The sequence below is a fragment of the Pseudoduganella aquatica genome (genome assembly GCF_009857595.1).
Classification (GTDB): domain Bacteria; phylum Pseudomonadota; class Gammaproteobacteria; order Burkholderiales; family Burkholderiaceae_D; genus Rugamonas; species Rugamonas aquatica_A.
On record NZ_WWCU01000013.1, the window covers coordinates 85,244 to 103,331 of the forward strand.

General features: G+C 66.5%; 16 protein-coding genes and 1 pseudogene. 10 read left to right on the forward strand and 7 right to left on the reverse strand.

The window, feature by feature from the left end; genetic code table 11:
• Window positions 1-5: 5 nt before the first annotated feature.
• Entirely contained in the window at window positions 6-1,709 is a 1,704-nt protein-coding gene (locus GTP77_RS13580; RefSeq protein ID WP_161072690.1) for a RecQ family ATP-dependent DNA helicase, read from the reverse strand.
• 101 nt (window positions 1,710-1,810) lie between these two features.
• Window positions 1,811-4,360, reverse strand: a complete 2,550-nt coding sequence (locus GTP77_RS13585; protein ID WP_161072691.1) for a hybrid sensor histidine kinase/response regulator — start codon at window positions 4,358-4,360, stop codon at window positions 1,811-1,813.
• A gap of 177 nt (window positions 4,361-4,537) precedes the next feature.
• Here GTP77_RS13585 and msrC point away from each other — a divergent pair, with 177 nt between their 5' ends.
• Both msrC and GTP77_RS13595 read left to right on the forward strand, forming a co-directional pair.
• The gene (msrC, locus tag GTP77_RS13590) at window positions 4,538-5,044 is read left to right on the forward strand and encodes a free L-methionine (R)-S-oxide reductase MsrC (RefSeq protein WP_161072692.1); all 507 of its coding nucleotides are present in this window, start codon (window positions 4,538-4,540) and stop codon (window positions 5,042-5,044) included.
• Between the two features lie 106 nt (window positions 5,045-5,150).
• Window positions 5,151-5,606, forward strand: a complete 456-nt coding sequence (locus tag GTP77_RS13595; RefSeq protein WP_161072693.1) for a DUF29 domain-containing protein — start codon at window positions 5,151-5,153, stop codon at window positions 5,604-5,606.
• On the opposite strand, the gene GTP77_RS13600 is transcribed toward GTP77_RS13595, so the two are convergent.
• A complete protein-coding gene (locus GTP77_RS13600) occupies window positions 5,603-6,439 on the reverse strand; it encodes an HDOD domain-containing protein (RefSeq protein WP_161072694.1) in 837 nt (278 codons plus the stop codon). The genes GTP77_RS13595 and GTP77_RS13600 overlap by 4 nt on opposite strands.
• A gap of 117 nt (window positions 6,440-6,556) precedes the next feature.
• On the opposite strand from GTP77_RS13600, the gene GTP77_RS13605 reads away from it, so the two are divergent.
• A complete protein-coding gene (locus tag GTP77_RS13605; protein WP_228893521.1) occupies window positions 6,557-7,252 on the forward strand; it encodes a substrate-binding periplasmic protein in 696 nt (231 codons plus the stop codon).
• A 15-nt stretch (window positions 7,253-7,267) separates the two neighbouring features.
• Here the strand turns inward: GTP77_RS13605 and GTP77_RS13610 are convergent, their stop codons facing one another.
• On the reverse strand, window positions 7,268-8,047 hold the full coding sequence (locus GTP77_RS13610; protein WP_187358715.1) for an alpha/beta fold hydrolase: 780 nt from the start codon (window positions 8,045-8,047) through the stop codon (window positions 7,268-7,270).
• A 208-nt stretch (window positions 8,048-8,255) separates the two neighbouring features.
• Here GTP77_RS13610 and GTP77_RS30625 point away from each other — a divergent pair.
• Window positions 8,256-8,711, forward strand: a pseudogene (locus tag GTP77_RS30625) (DUF29 domain-containing protein).
• Here the strand turns inward: GTP77_RS30625 and fdhD are convergent.
• Together fdhD and GTP77_RS13630 are read right to left on the reverse strand one after the other, a co-directional pair.
• Window positions 8,708-9,547: a formate dehydrogenase accessory sulfurtransferase FdhD gene (gene fdhD, locus GTP77_RS13625; protein WP_161072698.1), complete on the reverse strand. Its 840-nt coding sequence runs from the start codon at window positions 9,545-9,547 to the stop codon at window positions 8,708-8,710. The pseudogene GTP77_RS30625 and the gene fdhD sit on opposite strands and share 4 nt — an antisense overlap.
• A 16-nt stretch (window positions 9,548-9,563) precedes the next feature.
• The gene (locus GTP77_RS13630) at window positions 9,564-10,484 is read right to left on the reverse strand and encodes a bestrophin family protein (protein ID WP_161072699.1); all 921 of its coding nucleotides are present in this window, start codon (window positions 10,482-10,484) and stop codon (window positions 9,564-9,566) included.
• A 106-nt stretch (window positions 10,485-10,590) separates the two neighbouring features.
• On the opposite strand from GTP77_RS13630, the gene GTP77_RS13635 reads away from it, so the two are divergent.
• The 4 genes from GTP77_RS13635 to GTP77_RS13650 all read left to right on the forward strand — a co-directional run bounded on the left by GTP77_RS13635 (window position 10,591) and on the right by GTP77_RS13650 (window position 15,744).
• A complete protein-coding gene (locus tag GTP77_RS13635) occupies window positions 10,591-11,391 on the forward strand; it encodes a substrate-binding periplasmic protein (RefSeq protein WP_161072700.1) in 801 nt (266 codons plus the stop codon).
• Between the two features lie 112 nt (window positions 11,392-11,503).
• The gene (locus GTP77_RS13640; protein ID WP_161072701.1) at window positions 11,504-11,959 is read left to right on the forward strand and encodes a DUF29 domain-containing protein; all 456 of its coding nucleotides are present in this window, start codon (window positions 11,504-11,506) and stop codon (window positions 11,957-11,959) included.
• A gap of 90 nt (window positions 11,960-12,049) precedes the next feature.
• Window positions 12,050-14,764: a DNA mismatch repair protein MutS gene (gene mutS, locus GTP77_RS13645; protein ID WP_161072702.1), complete on the forward strand. Its 2,715-nt coding sequence runs from the start codon at window positions 12,050-12,052 to the stop codon at window positions 14,762-14,764.
• Window positions 14,761-15,744: a hypothetical protein gene (locus GTP77_RS13650; RefSeq protein ID WP_187358716.1), complete on the forward strand. Its 984-nt coding sequence runs from the start codon at window positions 14,761-14,763 to the stop codon at window positions 15,742-15,744. Before mutS ends, GTP77_RS13650 begins: the two co-directional genes overlap by 4 nt.
• Window positions 15,745-15,817: 73 nt before the next feature.
• Here GTP77_RS13650 and GTP77_RS13655 read toward each other — a convergent pair whose 3' ends face one another.
• Window positions 15,818-16,360 (reverse strand): FKBP-type peptidyl-prolyl cis-trans isomerase, encoded by a 543-nt coding sequence (locus GTP77_RS13655; protein ID WP_161072703.1) that lies wholly within the window; start codon window positions 16,358-16,360, stop codon window positions 15,818-15,820.
• 82 nt (window positions 16,361-16,442) lie between these two features.
• Between GTP77_RS13655 and GTP77_RS13660 the strand changes: the two genes are divergently transcribed.
• Together GTP77_RS13660 and GTP77_RS13665 are read left to right on the forward strand one after the other, a co-directional pair.
• Window positions 16,443-17,567 (forward strand): cupin domain-containing protein, encoded by a 1,125-nt coding sequence (locus tag GTP77_RS13660; RefSeq protein WP_161072704.1) that lies wholly within the window; start codon window positions 16,443-16,445, stop codon window positions 17,565-17,567.
• A gap of 14 nt (window positions 17,568-17,581) precedes the next feature.
• A complete protein-coding gene (locus GTP77_RS13665) occupies window positions 17,582-18,058 on the forward strand; it encodes a DUF7931 domain-containing protein (protein ID WP_187358717.1) in 477 nt (158 codons plus the stop codon).
• Window positions 18,059-18,088: the final 30 nt, after the last annotated feature.

Here is an 18,088-nt window from a genome sequence, read left to right on the forward strand (position 1 = left end):
CCAGGCTAGACCGGCTCGACAAAACCGGCCATGAAGGTCTTGGTTGTATTCTCCGGAAACGCTATCGTGACCTGGTCTCCCGCCACCGACAGCACGGTGCCGATGTCGAACTTGGCCACCTTGACCTGGCTGCCCACTTCGATCTGCGGGCCGGCCGCCGGCGGCGCCGGCATGGCGAAGGTCTCGCCGGGATCAAAGGCCGCCTGCGGCGGCGCCAGGCAATTATCGCACTGGCAGCAGCGCTCGAAGCCGGGCGTCTCGTCGCCGAAATAGTCGAGCAGCAGCTTCCAGCGGCAGTAGCCGCTTTGCGCATAGCCCACCATTTGCTCCAGCGCCTCGCGGTCGCGCTCTTGCTTGTCGGCGTAGACTCCGGCCAGGCGCTCGAACTGCGCGGCGGAGGGCTCGCCCGCCGCGGGCTGCCACGCCAGGCGGCGGTTCTGTTTCAGCAGCTTGCCGTCCTTGAGCAGCTTGAGGCAGACCTGCAGCATGGCCGGCGCGGCCTCGCCCAGTTCGGCCTTGAGCGCGTCGAAGGCGAAGGGGCCGCCGGCCGCCAGCTTGCAGGCGGCGTCGTACACCGTCCGCAGTTCGTTGGCCTCCGGGTAGTGCTTGACCAGGAAAAACTGCTGCAGGCGCTTGTCGGCCTGCAGGTAAAGCAGCGTGCAGTTGGCGATCTGCCCGTCGCGTCCCGCGCGGCCGGACTCCTGGTAGTAGGCTTCCAGATTGGCCGGCACCTGCAGATGCAGCACGAAGCGCACGTCGGCCTTGTCTATGCCCATGCCGAAAGCGTTGGTGGCCACCATCACGCGGCGCGCGCCGTTCATGAACAGCTCCTGGCTGTCCCTGCGCTGCTGCGCGGGCAGCTTGCCGTGGTACAGCGCCACGCTTTCGCCCGCCGCCTCCAGCAGCGCGTACATCTCCTCGGCTGCCTTGACCGTGGCCGCGTACACAATGCCCACGCCGGTTTCGCTGCGGACCCGCTCCAGCGCCTGGGCGCGCTTCTCGTCCGGGTTGGTGCTCTGCACCACCTGGTAGTGCAGATTGGGGCGGTAGATGCCGGTGTTGATCACGTTCAGGTCCGCCACGCCCAGCTGCTGCCCGATGTCCGCCACCACGTCGCCGGTGGCGGTGGCGGTCAGCGCCAGCACCGGCGGGCGGCCCAGCGCCGCCACCGCCGCGCCTATGCCCAGGTAGGCGGGGCGGAAGTCATGGCCCCACTGGGAAATGCAGTGCGCCTCGTCGATCACCAGCAGGTCCACCTGGCTGGCCTGCAGCAGCGCCAGGAACTCCGGCATGGCCAGCCGCTCCGGCGTGCAGAAGATAATGCCGCTGCTGCGCGCGCGGATGCTCTCAAGCGCTTCGAGCTCCTCCGCGCGCGGCAGGCTGCTGTTGAGCTGCGCGGCGCGGATGCCGATCTCCTCCAGCTTTTCCAGCTGGTCCTGCATCAGCGAAATCAGCGGCGACACCACCACCGTGGCGCCCGGCAGTATGGAGGCGGGAATCTGGTAGCACAGCGATTTGCCGCTGCCGGTGGGCATGATGGCCAGCGTGTTGCGCCCCGCCAGCACGCTGTCGATCACCTGGCGCTGGCCCGGACGCAGGCTTTCCACGCCGAATACACGGCGCAGCAAGCCGCCGATCAGGCGCGTGCGCGCCGTCGCCTCCTTCGCTACGCGCCGCTGTGCCGCCGCGCTCTTGTCGCTGCTTGCCATGGTGTCCGCCTCGCTTCATCGCTACTGTAGTTAGAGCTAATGTAAGCGGCGGATGGGGAGGACGCCATAGGACGCCGCCTACAGCAGCCGTAGGAGGGCCGCTAGGTATTGTTCAGCGCGGCCTGGAGTTCGGCCAGGTCGTAGGGCTTGCGCAGCACGCCGGCCGGGAATTCCAGCTGGGACAGCGCTTCCTTGCCGTAGCCGGTGGAAAAGATGATGCGGGTGGGCTGGCCCGCCGCGAGCATGCGCCGCGCCAGGTCGATGCCGGACATGCCGGGCAGGCTGATGTCGGTAAACAGGATGTCGAAGCGCTCGGCCTCCAGCAGCGCCCAGGCCTGCTCGCCGTCGCACACGCCGCTGACATGGTGGCCCAGCATGCCGATCAGCTCGCACACCATTTGCTGCGAATCGAGATTGTCCTCCACCACCAGGATGCGCAGCGCGCCGCCGCTGCCGGGAACGAATGCCGGTATGGTGCCGCTTGCGGCTGCCGCCGGTCCGCCGCCCGGCTCCAGCTTGCGGCCGCGCGCCAGCTTTTCCTGGCTGCGGTTGTTGAACACGTGGCGCAGCTTGCGCGCCAGGTCGTCGCGCCGGTAGGGTTTGCTCAGCAGTTCCAGGCCGGCGTCCACCCGGCCGCCGTGCACGATGGCGCTGCGCGGATAGCCGGACGTGAACAGCACCGCCAGTTCCGGCTGGATGGCGCGCGCGGCGCGCGCCAGGTCCGGGCTGCGCAGGGCGCCCGGCATCACCACGTCGGTAAACAGCAGGTCGACCGGCTCGCGCTCGATCACCGCCAGCGCCTGCTCGCCGTTTTCGGCCTGCAGCACGCGGTAGCCCAGGCCGCCCAGCATGTCCAGCACCACCGCGCGCACGCCGGGGTCGTCCTCCACCACCAGCACGGTCTCGCTGCCGCCGCTGGCCGGCCCGCCCAGGCCGGGCAGCTCCTGGCTCTCCTCCGCGCAGGAGCGCGGCAGGTAGATCTTGACGCTGGTGCCCTCGCCCGGCTCGCTGGCGATCTTGATATGGCCCCGGCTCTGCTTGACGAAGCCATACGCCATCGACAGGCCCAGGCCGGTGCCCTCGCCTTCCGGCTTGGTGGTGAAGAAAGGCTCGAAGGCGCGCTGCAGCACGTCGGGCGGCATGCCGCAGCCGGTGTCGCTCACGGACAGCATCACGTACTGGCCGGACGGCACGTCGAGCAGGTTGTGCACGTAGTACTCGTCCAGCACGGCGTTGCTGATCTCGATGGTGAGCTTGCCGCCGCCGCGCATGGCGTCGCGCGCGTTGATGGCCAGGTTCAGCACCACGTTTTCAATCTGCCCCGGGTCCACCAGCGTGTTCCACAAATCGCTGCCGACGATGGTGGCCACCTCCACCGGCTCGCCCAGCGTGCGGCGCAGCAGCTCGCCCATATTGCCGACCAGGCGGCCCAGGTTGGCCACCACCGGCTGCAGCGGCTGGCGCCGCGCGAACGCTAGCAGCTGCGAGGACAGCTTGGCGCCGCGCTCGACCGCCGCAATCGCCATGGCCAGGCGCTGGCGCGCGGCGCCGTCGGCCGGCGCGTCCTGCTGCAGCAGGTGCAGATTGCCGTAGATGATTTGCAGCACATTGTTGAAGTCGTGCGCCACGCCGCCGGTCAGCTGGCCCACCGCTTCCATCTTCTGCGACTGGCGCAGCGCGTCCTCGGCCTTGTCGCGCTCGGCGATCTCGCGGCCCACGCGCTGCTCCAGGGTGTCGTTCAGGTCGCGCAGCGCCACTTCGATGCGGCGCCGCTCGGTGATGTCGGTCTTGACCGCGATCAGCGCCTGCGGCTCGCCGTCCTCGTCCACCAGCCGGCTCATGCTGCTGGAAATCCAGACCCAGTCGCCGTCCGGCTTCAGGTAGCGCTTTTCCAGCGTGAACGGCACGCCGTCTGCCAGCAGGCGCGCCACCCGCGCGCGGTTCTCGTCCATGTCCAGCGGGTGGATGATGTCGTCCATGTGCAGGCCCAGCAGTTCCTCCTCGCCGCGCCCCAGCATCTGGCACAGCGCGCCGTTGACGCGGCGGAAGCGCCCGCTCAGGTCCAGCTCTGACAGGCCCACCGAGGCCTGGCCGAAGATGGCGGCCAGACGGTCCTGGCTGGCGCGCAGGGCCTGCTCCATCTGCTCGCGCGGCCGGCCCCAGGCGGCGGCGCTGACGGTGCACAGCACGCCGCCCACCTCGGCCCCGCCGTCGCGCACCGGCGTGTAGTCCAGGTCGAACCAGACCTGCTCGGGCATGCCGTTGCGCAGCACCGTCATCGGCGCTTCGCGCACGCGGCGCAGCTCGCCACGGAAGCCGGTTTCCAGCATCTCGCGGTTCCAGTCCCACAGTTCGGGCCAGCCGCCTTCCACCGTGGCGCCCAGGATGCGCGGATGGCGCGCGCCGGCGATGCCGGCATAGGCGTCGTTGTAGATCATCACGTGCGCCGGCCCCCACATCAGCACCATGGCGACCGGGGTGTTGAGCAGGATGTCGACCGTGGTGCGCAGCGCCGGCGACCACTGCGCCATCGGTCCCAGGGCGGTGGCGGCCCAGTCGAACTCGCGCACCAGGCGCCCCGTGTCGCCGCCGCCCTGCGGCGCATAGCACTGCGGCGGCAGCGGCTGGAGCTGGTGGCTGAGAGAATTCATTCGGACTGCTGCTCCTGTTCCTGTGTTGGCTATGGTGGCGACGGTGGCCACGGTGGCTATGTCAAACTGTACCGCAATATCGGCGCCGCGTGCGCGCGATCACGGGGAATCACAATCCGGCAAATCCGGCCAGACCGGCGTAAGATACTGCCCTCAGCCATTTTTTTACCTGCCATCATGACTTTTACCCTTAGCGACGCCGCCTACGGCACCGACACCCCGGAAGCCAAACAGGCCATGTACGCCGATCTGCGCTCCCAGCTGCAAGGCCTGCTGGCCGGCGAGACCGACGTGATCGCCAATACCGCCAACTTCAGTTCGCTGGTGTTCAACACCATGCCGGGCCTGAACTGGGCCGGCTTCTACTTCCTCAAGGGCGACGAACTGGTGCTGGGACCGTTCCAGGGCAAGCCGGCCTGCATCCGCATCAAAAAAGGACGCGGCGTCTGCGGCAGCACCGTGGAAAAAGGCGAGCCCATCCTGGTTCCGGACGTGCACGCCTTCCCCGGCCACATCGCCTGCGACGTCAACTCGCGCTCCGAGCTGGTGGTGCCGGTGTTCGCCGGCGGCGCCATCCACGGCGTGTTCGACCTCGACAGCCCGCTGCCGAACCGTTTCGACGAAGTCGATTCCGAAGGCATCCAGTCCCTGGTGCGCTTGCTCGAAGCCACCCTGCCCGCCTAAGCCCGCGCTCTCCCGGACGCATGCGGATTGATACTGCGCATGCGCCCGCCTGCTTCCTCTGGACTTCCACGCCCACGCTGCTAACGTGATTTGTGGAGGTGCCGTCATGCTCAATTTCCAACCAGACCAGCCCACCGCATCAGCCTACGACGATGATTTCGTCCTGTGGCTGGATGCCCAGGTGGAGCTCCTGCGCGCAGGCCGCTACGAACTTCTCGACAAGGACAACCTTCTCGACGAGCTGAACGCCATGACCAGACACGAACGCCGCAGCCTGCGCAGCCGGCTGGAAAAGATCGTCATGCACATGCTGAAAATCGATTTCCAGCCGGCACGCCGAACGCGCAGCTGGAGCAGCAGCATCCGGGAGCAGCGGCGCCAGATTGCCTTCCTCCTGGAAGACAGCCCCAGCCTGCAGCATGAATTGCGAACCAGCATGGACGGTGCATACCAGGCCGCCGTCTACGAAGCGGCGAAGCAGACCGGCCTGCCTGCCTCGGCGTTCCCCCCCGCCTGCCCCTACTCGCTGGACCAGATCCTCCACGGCGAGGCCTGGGCTTAGACCAGCAGCGCCGCGCTCATCGAGCGCGCTTCCTCGGCCGATTCCAGCAGGATGTCGTCGATCAAGGCGTTGCCGGCCAGGTAGGCGTCCAGCGCCGCGCCGCGCGCCAGCACGGCGTCGTCGGCCAGCGCCAGCGGCGAGCGCAAGGGGGCCAGCCGCTTGGCCAGCAGCAGCGTGTCGCGCAGGCCGCCCGGCGGAATCGACACGGCGCCGCCGCGCAGCGAGGCGATCGCCACCGCCACCGGCTCCGGCACCATGAGCTTGCCGAGCAGCTCGCGCGTGACGATCTCGTGCAGCGCGCCCATGCGCGCGTCCGGGTCGTCCAGCAGCCCCGGCATGTCGTCGGCGCGCGACAGTAGATAGAAACCGCCTACTTCGTGCATGATGCCGGCGAACAGCGCCGTGTCGGGGTCCACCCGCGTCAGCTTGCGCGCCAGCACATGGGACAGCGCGGCCACGTGGGCGCTGTGCTGCCACAGCCGCTCGGCCTGGTAGCGCAGCTGCGGCTGGCGGATGCGCGCGCCGAACTGGCGCACCACCATGGCTGCCGCCAGCGAATACAGATTGCGGTAGCCCACCCGCAGCACCGCGCCGCGCGCGCTGGTCACCACCGGCCCACCCAGGCGGCTGAATACCGCCGAATTGGCCAGCGCCACTGCGCGCGCCGCCAGCACCGGCTCGGCCAGCACTTTGCGGATCGCGTCCTCCACATGGCAATCAGGATCGGCCAGCGCCTGCTGCAATTGCAAAGCCGCATTCACGCTGGTGGGGAACACCAGCTGGCCGCGCCGTGCCTCGGCAACAATCTGCGCATAGTCTCTCAGTTTTTCCATGCATAAAATTATACAGCCGCCTTTCGCACAGAGCCGCTCCGTAGAATTGCGTGCGTGCTATATTTTGATCCTATGAGAAAGCTATTCCTCATCCTGACATGGCTAGGCGCCAGCATCATGTCCGGATATTGCCGTGCCGAAACTATCACGGTCTACACCAGCGCCAATTTTGCGCCGCTGGTAGTAGGTGAGGACAGCGGCGTCTACCACGATATGGTGGACTATCTGAACCGGCAAAAGCTGCCCGGACTGAATTTCAAACTGAATTATCTGCCGCGCAAGCGGCTGCAGCTGATGGTGGAGGAAAACCGTCTGGACGGCATTGTGATCGGCATGATGCCGCACTGGTTCGACGACACGGCCCAGCAAAAATACCTGTGGACCACGCCCTTCGCCCTGGACCGTTTTGTGGTGGTGACGCGGGCCGACTCGGGCCTGAAGCCGCTGGTGTCCGCCTCCATGGCGGGCCGCTCGGTGGGTTTGGTGCTGGGCTACGTCTACCCGGACCTGGATGACTGGATACAGCGCGTGGGCCTGGTGCGCAGCGACGGCATCGGCGAGGAAGCCAACCTGGAAAAGCTGCGCATGGGGCGCGTGGACTGCGTGGCGGCGGCCGAGTCGGTGGTGCGCTACTACATGCGGACGCACGCGGCCGGCACCACCTTCCTGCTGACCGAACTGCCGGCCCGGCAAACCGAGCGCCGCTTCCTGGTGCCGCACGCGAAAGCGGCGGTGTACCGCCAGCTGGCGCCGGTCATCCGCAAGCTCAAGGATGATCCGGCGTGGCAGCGCATCGCGGCCAAATACAACTAAGTCAACCAAGCCGGCTTAGCGCTGGACGGCGGCCAGGATCACGTCGGCAACCTGTTTCGGCTGCGACACCATCGGCACGTGGCTGGTCTGCACGGTGGTGGTGACGGCGTTGATCTTCTTGGCGAAGTCGCGCTGCAGGCCCGGATCGATCATGCGGTCCTTGCCGGCCACGATGTAGTAGTTGACCTTGTTCTTCCAGGCGGCAACCGTGACCGGCTCGGCGAAGTTTTTGGCCGGGAACAGGCCCTGGGTGGCGGCCAGCACCTTGGTGGTGGCGGCGGGCAGGTCCTGCGCGAAGTTGGCAGCGAAGGACGCGGCGGGCAGGCTCAGGTAGCCGGCCGGGCCTTCCTGCAGCGTCGGCACGCCGGCCGGCAGCGGATAATTCTTGCCCACCGAACCCAGCGACTCGCCTTCCGACGGCGCAAACGCTGCTACATACACCAGCGCCTTGATCTTGTCGCTGGTGCCGGCCTGGGTGATCACGGCGCCGCCCCACGAATGGCCCACCAGCACCACTTTGCCGGTCTGCGCGTCGATCACGCGCTGCGCGGCTTCCACGTCGTCCGCCAGCGAAGACAGCGGATTCTGCACCGACACCACCTTCACGCCCTTGGCTTGCAGCAGCGGGATCACCTTGTCCCAGCTGGAACCGTCGGCGAAGGCGCCGTGCACCAGCACCACCGTGGTGTCGCCTGCGGCGGTTTCAGCGCGGGCCGGCGCAGCGGCGAAAGTGGACAGGATGGCGGCGGACAGGACAGCGGAAGCCAGCAGGACAGGTTTGATCGAGGTTTTCATGATGAAGCTCCAAGTTATATTGTGCGTTAATAGTTAGTGCGCTATGTTTGTTATGGCTGCTTGCCCGTGTCCGGTGCTGCCATGGATCGAACTATAGCGCACAATTCATTAGCGTGCAAATTATTTTAACGAAATCTGTTTGCGCAAGCGCACCTCGTCGCGGCGCGGCAAGGCGTAGACTGAAATCCTGCAGCAAAGGAGGTGCACCATGCTCGATTTCAATGACGAAACACAGGCGGCGCCAGCCTACGAGGACGACTTCGTGGTGTGGCTTGATGCGCAGGCGGAGTTCTTGCAGGACGGCCGGCTTGAACTTCTGGATAGGGACAATCTGATCGATGAGCTCACAGCCATGGCAAATCGTCACCGCGACAAAGTGCAGAGCCGGATGGAAGTGCTGCTGGCCCACCTGCTCAAGTGCCAGTTCCAGCCGGATCACATGACGCGCAGCTGGCAGTCCACCTTGCTGGAGCAGCGGCACAAAATCTAACGGCTCATCGCGCACAGCCCCAGCCTGCGCCATGTCGTGACGGAGAAAATGAACTATTGCTACCAGTACGCCCGGCGCATGGCGGCCACGGAAACCGGCCTGCCGCTCGATCACTTTCCTCAGCAATCGCCTTACAGCGCCGAGCAGATGCTGGACGAGGACTTGCTGCCCTAGACGGTGTCCAGCAGCGTGTACTCCACGCAGCCGTCCTGGCGGCAGAAGCTGACCAGCTTGAGCCCGGCCTGCCCGGCGATGTCGATGGCCAGCGAGCTGGGCGCGGAAATGGTGGCCAGCATGGGAATGCCCATGCGCGTCGCCTTGCGCGCCAGCTCGTAGCTGGCGCGGCTGGACATGAATACAAAGCCCTCGCGCATGTCCGCTCCCTGCAGGGCCAGCCGGCCGATCAGCTTGTCCAGCGCGTTGTGCCGGCCCACGTCCTCGCACACGTGCACGATGCCGCCGTCCGGCGCGCACCAGGCAGCGGCATGTACGCCGCCCGTGGCCCGCATCAGCGCCTGGTGCCGGCCCAGTTCACGCGCGGCCGCCGCCACTGCTGGCGCAACATCGCGGCCAAGCCAGGGCGCCGCCACCTGCTCGGGCGCCAGGTCCAGCATGGCCAGGCTCTCGATGCCGCACACGCCGCAGCCGCTGCGTCCCGCCATGGCGCGGCGCTTCTCCTTCATCTGCATAAAGCACTGCTGCGCCACCTCCAGCGCCACTTCGTAGCCCGCGCCATGCCGCTGCACCTCGATCTCGTAAATGTCCGAACGCGCGCCGACCACGCCCTCGGTCAGCACAAAGCCGGCGGCGAATTCCTCCAGGCTTGCGGGCGTGGCCATCATCACGGCGTAGGAAATACCGTTGATCACCAGCGCCACCGGCGCCTCCTGCGCCACGCTGTCGGTGCCGGGGCCGCTGCTGCCGGCCCGCCGGCGCAGCACCGGCCGCGCCTCGCAGCCGCTTTCCGCCGCCGTCGCTGTTGCGGCGCCTGGGGAAGTTTCTGTCAACATGGTGCGTCTCCTGATATCAATCGATGCGGAAGCCCGCATCCGGTTGCAGCGCCGCCGGCATGGGCACGCCGTACTGCTCGCACACGGAGCGCTCGATCTGGCGCGTGAGCGCATTCAGCGCCAGGCAGTTGGGCGCCGTGCCGAAAGGCTCGGCCACCTGCTCGGCAATCGCCTCCAGCGCAAAAAAAGTGTAGGCCACGAATACGGTGATCAGCGGCGTGGCCACGCCGATCGCATCGACCAGGCCGAACGGCAGCAGGAAGCAGTACAGGTAGACCGTGCGGTGCAGCAGCACGCCATAGCCGTAAGGGATGGGCGTGGAGCTGATGCGCTCGCAGGCGCCGACCGCCGCACCCAGCGCATTGACCTGCCGGTCCAGCACCATCAGCACCTCGCCACGGGCCGGCGGTCGCAGCGCGGCCTGCACCAGCATCTGGCGCACCGCGTCCAGCAGCGCCACCGGCAGGAAGCTGCGCCCGCGCAGCAGCGCCAGCTCGGGCGCATCGAGCAGGCCGGCCAGTTCCGGCATGGGATCGGTGCCGCGCAGCTGGTGCTTGAGCGCGTACACCACCGCGATCAGCCGGCGCTGGAACAGCGCCTGGTTGAGCGCCGCCGGCTGCGCCGCAAAGCAGCTGATGGCCTGCGAGGTCAGCGCGCGCGCGGCGATCAGCAGCTGGCCCCAGCACAGCCGCGCCTCGGTAAAGCGCTGGTAGCTGGCGTTGTTGCGGAAAGCCAGGAAGATGGCCAGGCTCACGCCCAGCAGCGGGAAGGCTGCCGTGTCGAGCGGCAGCTTGGCGCCGGCGATGCGGCCGCCCGTCTCCAGCGCCACCGTGCTGACGAACAGCATCAGCAGCAGCTGCGGCAGGATGGCCGGCAGCACCGAGCCGCGCCACACGAACAGCAGGCGCAGCCAGTTGACGGGGGGACGGACTATCATGGCACCAGCTCCTGGATCTCAATACATGCCTCCATGGTAAGCGCGGCGGCTGTGGCGGCAGAGGTACAGTCGCTTGCGAACCGGACAGGTACAGTTATCATGCGGGATGCCCCCATCAATCCCGGAACTGCTGCGTACCACCGCCCTGCCGCTGCTGCTCATGCTGGCCGCAGGCGCCGATGCCTGCAGCATCCGGCTCGGCTATACCACGCAGCATGCGCCGCCCTACTACCTCGGCTCGGAGACGGTGCCCAAGGCGCCGGGCGCCATGGTGGAGCTGCTGCAGGAGATGGCGGCCAAAAGCGGCTGCACCATCGAGCCCCTGCGGCTGCCGACCGCGCGCCTGCTGGGCGCCGTGAGCGGCGGCCGGATCGACGCCGTCGTCATGACCACCCCGCCGGCCGACCTGCAGCAGATCGCCCTGCCCCTGGACAGCCGGGGCAAGCCCGACCCCAGCCGCGGCCTGCCGCAGTTCACCATGATCTACGTGCGCACCGCCGACCGCGCCGCCGCCAGCCGGGATACGGCCGCCTACCTGCGCGGCCGCCGCGTGGGCGTCACGCACGGCGTATCGTTCGCGGCCGAGCTGCGCGAAGCCGGCATGGAAATCGACGACGGCGCGGCCAACGCCCGCCGCAATTTCGACAAGCTGCGCCTGAGCCGGATAGACGCGGTCGCCGTGTCGCTGAACACGCCCGGCGACATGGACGACCTGCTGGCCCGGGAATTCGGCGGCCAGCTGGTCCGCCTGGACCGCCCCTTCCGCACCCGCGCCCTCTGGCTCATGGTCAACCGGACCTACTACAACGCGAACAAGCCTGCGGTGGAGAATATGTGGACCTGGCTGGGCGACAACGGCAGCAAGCGCCTGCACGTCCTGCTCAGGAAATACGACGCGGCCCGCTGAAAAGCCGGCACCACCGCAACCTTTGAGCAAACGCACGCCGCGTCCACGCGTAAAGGCGTAGGCTGGACTTTCAGCGGGACTTTGCTGCCGTGAAGTGTAAAGGAGGTGCACCATGCTGGACTTCAAGGATGAACCCAACCCTTCGCCAGTATACGAAAAAGACTTCGTCATCTGGCTAAAAGCGCAAGCCGATTTTTTACGCTCAGGCCGCCTGGAGCTGCTGGACAGCGAAAACCTCATCGACGAGCTCACATCTATGGCCAATCGAGAACGCCGCGAACTGAACCATCGGGTGGAAGTACTGATCGCCCACCTGCTCAAATGCCAATTCCAGCCAGACCACAAGACCCACAGCTGGGAAAACACAGTAGACGAGCAGCGCAGGCAAGTCAAATCGATACTGGAGGATAGCCCCAGCTTGCGGAATGTGCTTTCCAGTAAGCTGGAAAGTTGCTACCAGCATGCCCTGCGGCTGGCGGCCCGCGAAACCGTTCTACCGGCGAAGGCATTTCCCCAGCACTTGCCTTACACACTGGAACAGCTGCTCGATGACGATTTTCTGCCCTGAAGACTAAGGAAACTCAGCGCATTGTTGTGAAAGCGGTAAAATGTCGGCCTTATCGCGCCGTTACGCGCAGCCACATCGAACCACGAAACAATGACCACCATCCCTAGCGAAATCAACGCCGCCGCCGTCAAGAACAGCCCTGCTGAAAAAGTCACGCCCATGATGCAGCAATACCTGCGCATCAAGGCGGAATACCCGTCCATGCTGGTGTTCTACCGCATGGGCGACTTTTACGAGCTGTTCCACGAAGATGCCGAGAAGGCCTCGCGCGTGCTGGGCATTACGCTGACGGCGCGCGGCTCGTCCAACGGCGTGCCGATCAAGATGGCGGGCGTGCCCTTCCATTCGCTGGAAGGCTACCTGGCCAAGCTGGTCAAGATAGGCGAGTCGTGCGCGATCTGCGAGCAGATCGGCGATCCGGCCACCAGCAAGGGCCCGGTCGAGCGCAAGGTGATGCGCGTGGTGACGCCCGGCACGCTGACCGATTCGGACCTGCTGCCGGAGAAGGCCGAGCGTCCGCTGCTGGCGCTGTGCATGATCAGCCAGCGCAAGGTGGCAACGGCCGGCCTGGCGTGGCTGTCGCTGGCCAGCGGCGCGCTGAAGCTGATGGAGTTCTCGGGCGACAGCCGCACTGTGGCGATCCGCATGCAGCAGGAACTGGAGCGCATCTCGCCGGCCGAGATCCTGCGCGGCGACGACGCCGAGCTGTTCGAGGAAGCCTTCAGCTGCCACGTGAACCGCGTGCCCGAGTGGCACTTCGACGTGGTGAGCGGCCACAAGGCGCTGCTGGACCAGCTGAGCGTGGCCACGCTGACCGGCTTCGGCGCGGACAACCTGGGCGCGGCCTTCGGCGCGGCCGGCGCGCTGCTGCGCTATGCCCAGTCGACGCAGGGACGCGGCCTGCAGCACGTGCGCAGCCTGTCGACCGAGACCGAATCCGAATTCATCGGCCTGGATGCGGCCACGCGCCGCAACCTGGAGCTGACCGAAACCATACGCGGCCAGGAATCGCCCACCCTGTTCTCGCTGCTGGACCACTGCCGCACCGCCATGGGCTCGCGCCTGCTGCGCTACTGGCTGCACCACGCCAAGCGCGACCAGGGCGTGGCGCGCTCGCGCCACCAGGCCATCGCGGCGCTGGCGCAAAGCGACACCACCGGCGTGCTGTCGCAAACGCTGGCGCAGGTGCCGGACATTGAACGCATCACCACGCGCATCGCGCTGCTGTCGGCGCGCCCGCGCGACCTGGCCAGCCTGCGCGACGGCCTGAAGCAGCTGCCCATGCTGCGCCACGCGATGGAACGCAGCATCGGCCAGGACACCGGCACTCTGCTGGCCTCCATCCACCACGCGCTGGCCACGCCGGACAATTGCCTGGACTTGCTGACCCGCGCCGTGATGGAAGAACCGGCCACCATGGTGCGCGACGGCGGCGTGATCGCGCGCGGCTTCGACGCGGACCTGGACGAGCTGCGCGGCCTGTCCGAAAACGCGGGCCAGTACCTGGTGGACCTGGAAACGCGCGAACGCGCGCGCACCGGCATCGCCAACCTGCGGGTGGAATACAACAAGGTGCACGGTTTCTACATCGAAGTGACCAACGGCCAGGCCAACAAGGTGCCGGACGACTACCGCCGCCGCCAGACGCTGAAGAACTGCGAGCGCTACATCACGCCGGAACTGAAAGCCTTCGAGGACAAGGCGCTGTCGGCGCAGGACCGCGCGCTGGCGCGCGAAAAGATCCTGTACGACCAGCTGCTGGCCGACCTGGCGCCCTTCATCGGCTCCCTGCAGACCATCGCGCAGGCGCTGGCCCAGGCCGACACGCTGACCGCGCTCACCACCCATGCGCTGCGCCACAACTGGTGCGCGCCGGAACTGGTGGCCGAGCCGTGCATCAATATCGTGGAAGGCCGCCACCCGGTCGTGGAAGGCCAGATCGAGCGCTTCATCGCCAACGACTGCCGCTTCGTCAACGACCGCCGCCTGCTGCTGATCACCGGCCCCAACATGGGCGGTAAATCGACCTTCATGCGCCAGGTGGCGCTGATCACGCTGCTGGCCTATGTGGGCAGCTACGTGCCGGCCACCAGCGCCGTGATCGGCCCCATCGACCGCGTGTTCACCCGCATCGGCGCCACCGACGACCTGGCCGGCGGCCGCTCGACCTTCATGGTGGAGATGACGGAAGCTGCGGCCATCCTGAACGGCGCCACCGACAACTCGCTGGTGCTGATGGATGAAATCGGCCGCGGCACGTCCACCTTCGACGGCCTGGCGCTGGCCTGGGCCATCGCGCGCCACCTGATCGACACCAGCCGCAGCTTCACGCTGTTCGCCACCCACTACTTCGAACTGACGCAGCTGCCGGAGAGCCATCCCACCGCAGCCAACGTGCACCTGTCGGCCGTGGAGCACAAGGACACCATCGTGTTCCTGCACGCGGTGCAGAGCGGCCCGGCCTCGCAGAGCTACGGCTTGCAGGTGGCGCAGCTGGCCGGCGTTCCGCAGCCTGTGATCAAGGCCGCGCGCAAGCACCTGGCGCGCCTGGAAGCGCAGGCGCTGGACGCCACGCCGCAGCTGGACCTGTTCGCCGCGCCGACAACGGACGCCAACGACGAGGAAGCGCCGCAGCCGCACGCAATGGCGGCACATGCAGCGCAGGCCGCGCAGCCAAGCGAATCGCCCGCCATGCGCGAGCTGCTCGACGCGCTGAACGGCCTGGACCCGGACGCGCTGACCCCGCGCGAAGCGCTGGAGCGCCTGTACCAGCTCAAGCGCCTGGCGGAGCCCGCGCTGGCATGACGCGCCGCGCCGCCCTGCTGCTGACGGCCTGCCTGGCCGCGTCGCCCGCCTTCGGCGCGGCGGCCAGGACGGGCAGCGCCGCTGCGGGCAAAAGCGCGGCAGCCGGAGCAACGGCAAAGGCCCCGCGCGCCTTTGTGTTCAGCGCCATCGGCCATGCATTCAAGGCGGGCGCGGACGAAGCGCTGCTCAAGCGCGCCATCACGGAAGCCAGCCAGGACAAGCCGGTCTTCATCGTCGCCACCGGCATCAAGGCAGCCGGCGAGCCTTGCAGCGACAAGCTGTATGCGCAGCGCAAGGAGGTGCTGGACGAATCGCCGCGCCCCATCATCGTCTCGCCGGCCGGCACCGACTGGACCGCGTGCCGCAATTCGGCCGGACGCTCGAACGCCATCGAACGCCTGAACCGCATCCGCGAAGTTTTCTATCCGAGCAATGAATCGCTGGGCCTGCAGCCGCTGGTGCTGACGCGCCTGTCGGCCACGGCCAAGTTCCGCAGCTACGCTGAAAACGCCTACTGGGAACATGGACCGGTGCTGTTCGCCACACTGAACCTGCCCGCGCAGAACAACCACTTCCTGCAGGAAGCGGGCCGCAACAGCGAATTCGAAGACCGGCTGGTGGCCAACCGCGCCTGGCTGCACCGCCTGTTCGCGCTGGCCCAGCGGCGCGGCGTGGAAGGCATCGTGCTGTTCTCGGACGGCGATCCCGGCGCGCACGTGGAGGAAAGCTTCTCGCTGCTGGGCGGCTTCTCGGAAAAGCAGGACGGCTACACGCAAGTGCGCAAGCAGCTGCGCGCGCTGGCGGAAAAATTCAAAGGCAAGGTGCTGCTGGTCGATAACCAGGGCGATGCGAAGACGCCACCGGCCATGACGTGGCGCGGCAACCTGGGACATCTGGGACTGGGCGTGGAATGGGAAACGGTGCGGGTACAGCCTGGCAGCGCCAACCTGTTCTCGCTGGGCGAGGAAGCGGCACCGTAACACCGGCGGGTTACGGCGTTCCGCCTAACCCGCCCTACGCGTTTATACGGGCGGTGGGCCGCCCTTGTACTGCTTAGTGAATCGGGTGCGAACGGAACTCGTCGCCTTCGTCGCCGTCATCTTCGTCGCCGTGGTGGTGGCCATGGGCGCCGTGCACGTGCTCGTGAGCGATTTCTTCGTCGGTAGCGGCGCGGACATCCACCACTTCCAGTTCAAAGCGCAGTGCCATGCCGGCCAGCGGATGGTTGCCGTCCAGGACCACTTTGTCGTCGGCGATTTCGGTCACGGTGAAGATCAGCGCTTCTTCGTCGCCATCTTCGCCATCCGGCATGCCTTCGAACTGCATGCCCACTTCCAGCGGCTCCGGCAGGCGGTTGCGCGGCTCCACTTTCACCAGGCTGGCGTCGTAGTCGCCGAACGCGTCTTCCGGTTCGATCTGGAGGGTGGTGGCGTAGCCGGTTTCCTTGCCGTCCAGCTCTTCTTCGATTTTCGGCAGCGTGTTCTCGTAACCGCCGTGCAGGTAGACCATAGGCTGGCGACCGTCTTCGATCAGGTTGTTCTGTGCGTCGGACAGTTTGTAGTTCACGGTCACGACGGTATTCTTGGCGATCTTCATTATGGCTTTCCTTTCATATTTAAGCTGCCCGAATTATACCGCGTCGCGAATTCCCCCATCTGCGCCCTTGTTATAATGGCGTATGAAAAAATTACCTCTCCTGGGCGACATCACGCCCGCGCAATTCCTGCGCGACTACTGGCACAAAAAACCATTGCTGATCCGCCAAGCGGTGCCCGGCTTCAAGCCGCTGCTGACGGTGGACGCGCTGGCCGAACTGGCCACCAAGAATTTCGTCGAATCCCGCCTGATCACCAAGCGTGACGGCGAATGGGACATGCAGCACGGCCCGATCGAAGCGATTCCCGCGCGCGACGAAAAGGAATGGACCATGCTGGTGCAAGGCGTGAACCTGTTCGACGCCCGCGCCGACGCGCTGCTGCGCCAGTTCCGCTTCATCCCCGACGCCCGCCTGGACGACCTGATGGTGAGCTTTGCCACCGACGGCGGCGGCGTAGGCCCGCACTTCGATTCCTACGACGTGTTCCTGCTGCAAGCGCAGGGCCAGCGCCGCTGGCGCATCAGCGCGCAGAAGGACCTGAGCCTGGTCGAAGGCATGCCGCTGAAAATCCTGTCCAACTTCCAGTCGGAGGAAGAATTCGTGCTGGAGCCGGGCGACATGCTCTACCTGCCGCCGCACTACGCGCACGACGGCACCGCCATCGGCGACTGCCAGACCTACTCCATCGGCTTCCGTTCGCCGGCCTTCCAGGAACTGGGCGAGAACTTCCTGCAATGGATGGCGGATTCCATCGACCTGCCCGGCCGCTACGCCGATCCGGACCTGGAAGCGACCGGCAAGCCGGCCGAAATCCCGCGCCATATGCTCGATACGGTGATCGAGGAGCTGAACAAAGTGCGCTTCACCGAGGACGACATCACCATCTTCCTGGGCGAATATCTGTCCGAACCCAAGCACAATGTGTTCTTCACCGGCCCGGCCAAGCCGCTCACCTTCGAGCGCTTCCTGCAGGCCGCCGCCAAGAAAGGCGGCGTGGTGCTGTCGGCCAAGTCGCAAATGCTGTACCGTGGCAGCCACGTCTTCATCAACGGCGAGTCTTTCGCCGCCGGCCGCGCCGACAAGGCCGCATTGGTGGCCCTGGCCAACAACCGCGCGCTGGACGCCGCAGCCCTGGCCGACGCGTCGGACGACGTGACGGACGCGCTGTACGCGTGGTACACGGACGGCTGGCTCGAGCTGGCTTAAACAGGAGAGCGCGCATGGAAAAGCAGATCCAGCCCTTCGATACCCGCGCGGGCTTCCAGGAGCAATTGCGGGTCTGCATTTCCCGCGCCCACCTGAGCCTGCAGCTGTTCGACCCGGACTTTGCCTCCTGGCAGCTCGGCAGCAGCGAAATGGACGCCTTGCTGCGCCATTTCCTGTCCAAACACGGCAAACTCACGCTGCTGGCGCACAGCAACGCGGAACTGGAGCGCAACGCGCCCCGCTTCCAGCGCCTGCTGCGCGACTACAGCCATGCCATTGAATGCCGCCGCTCCAGCCCGGCGCTGCGCCTGCTGACCGACTCTTTCTGCATTGCCGACCAGCTACATGTGGTGCGCCGTTATCATTCAGACCACTTCCGCGGCGAAGCCGTGTATGATTCAGCAACTGACACCCAGGTCTGCGGCGAACGTTACGCGGAGATGTGGGCCGAGTCCTTGCCCGGTTTGAATGCGGACACTACTGGACTCTAGCCTCGTTCAATGTAGAATGCTGCTGTTCGA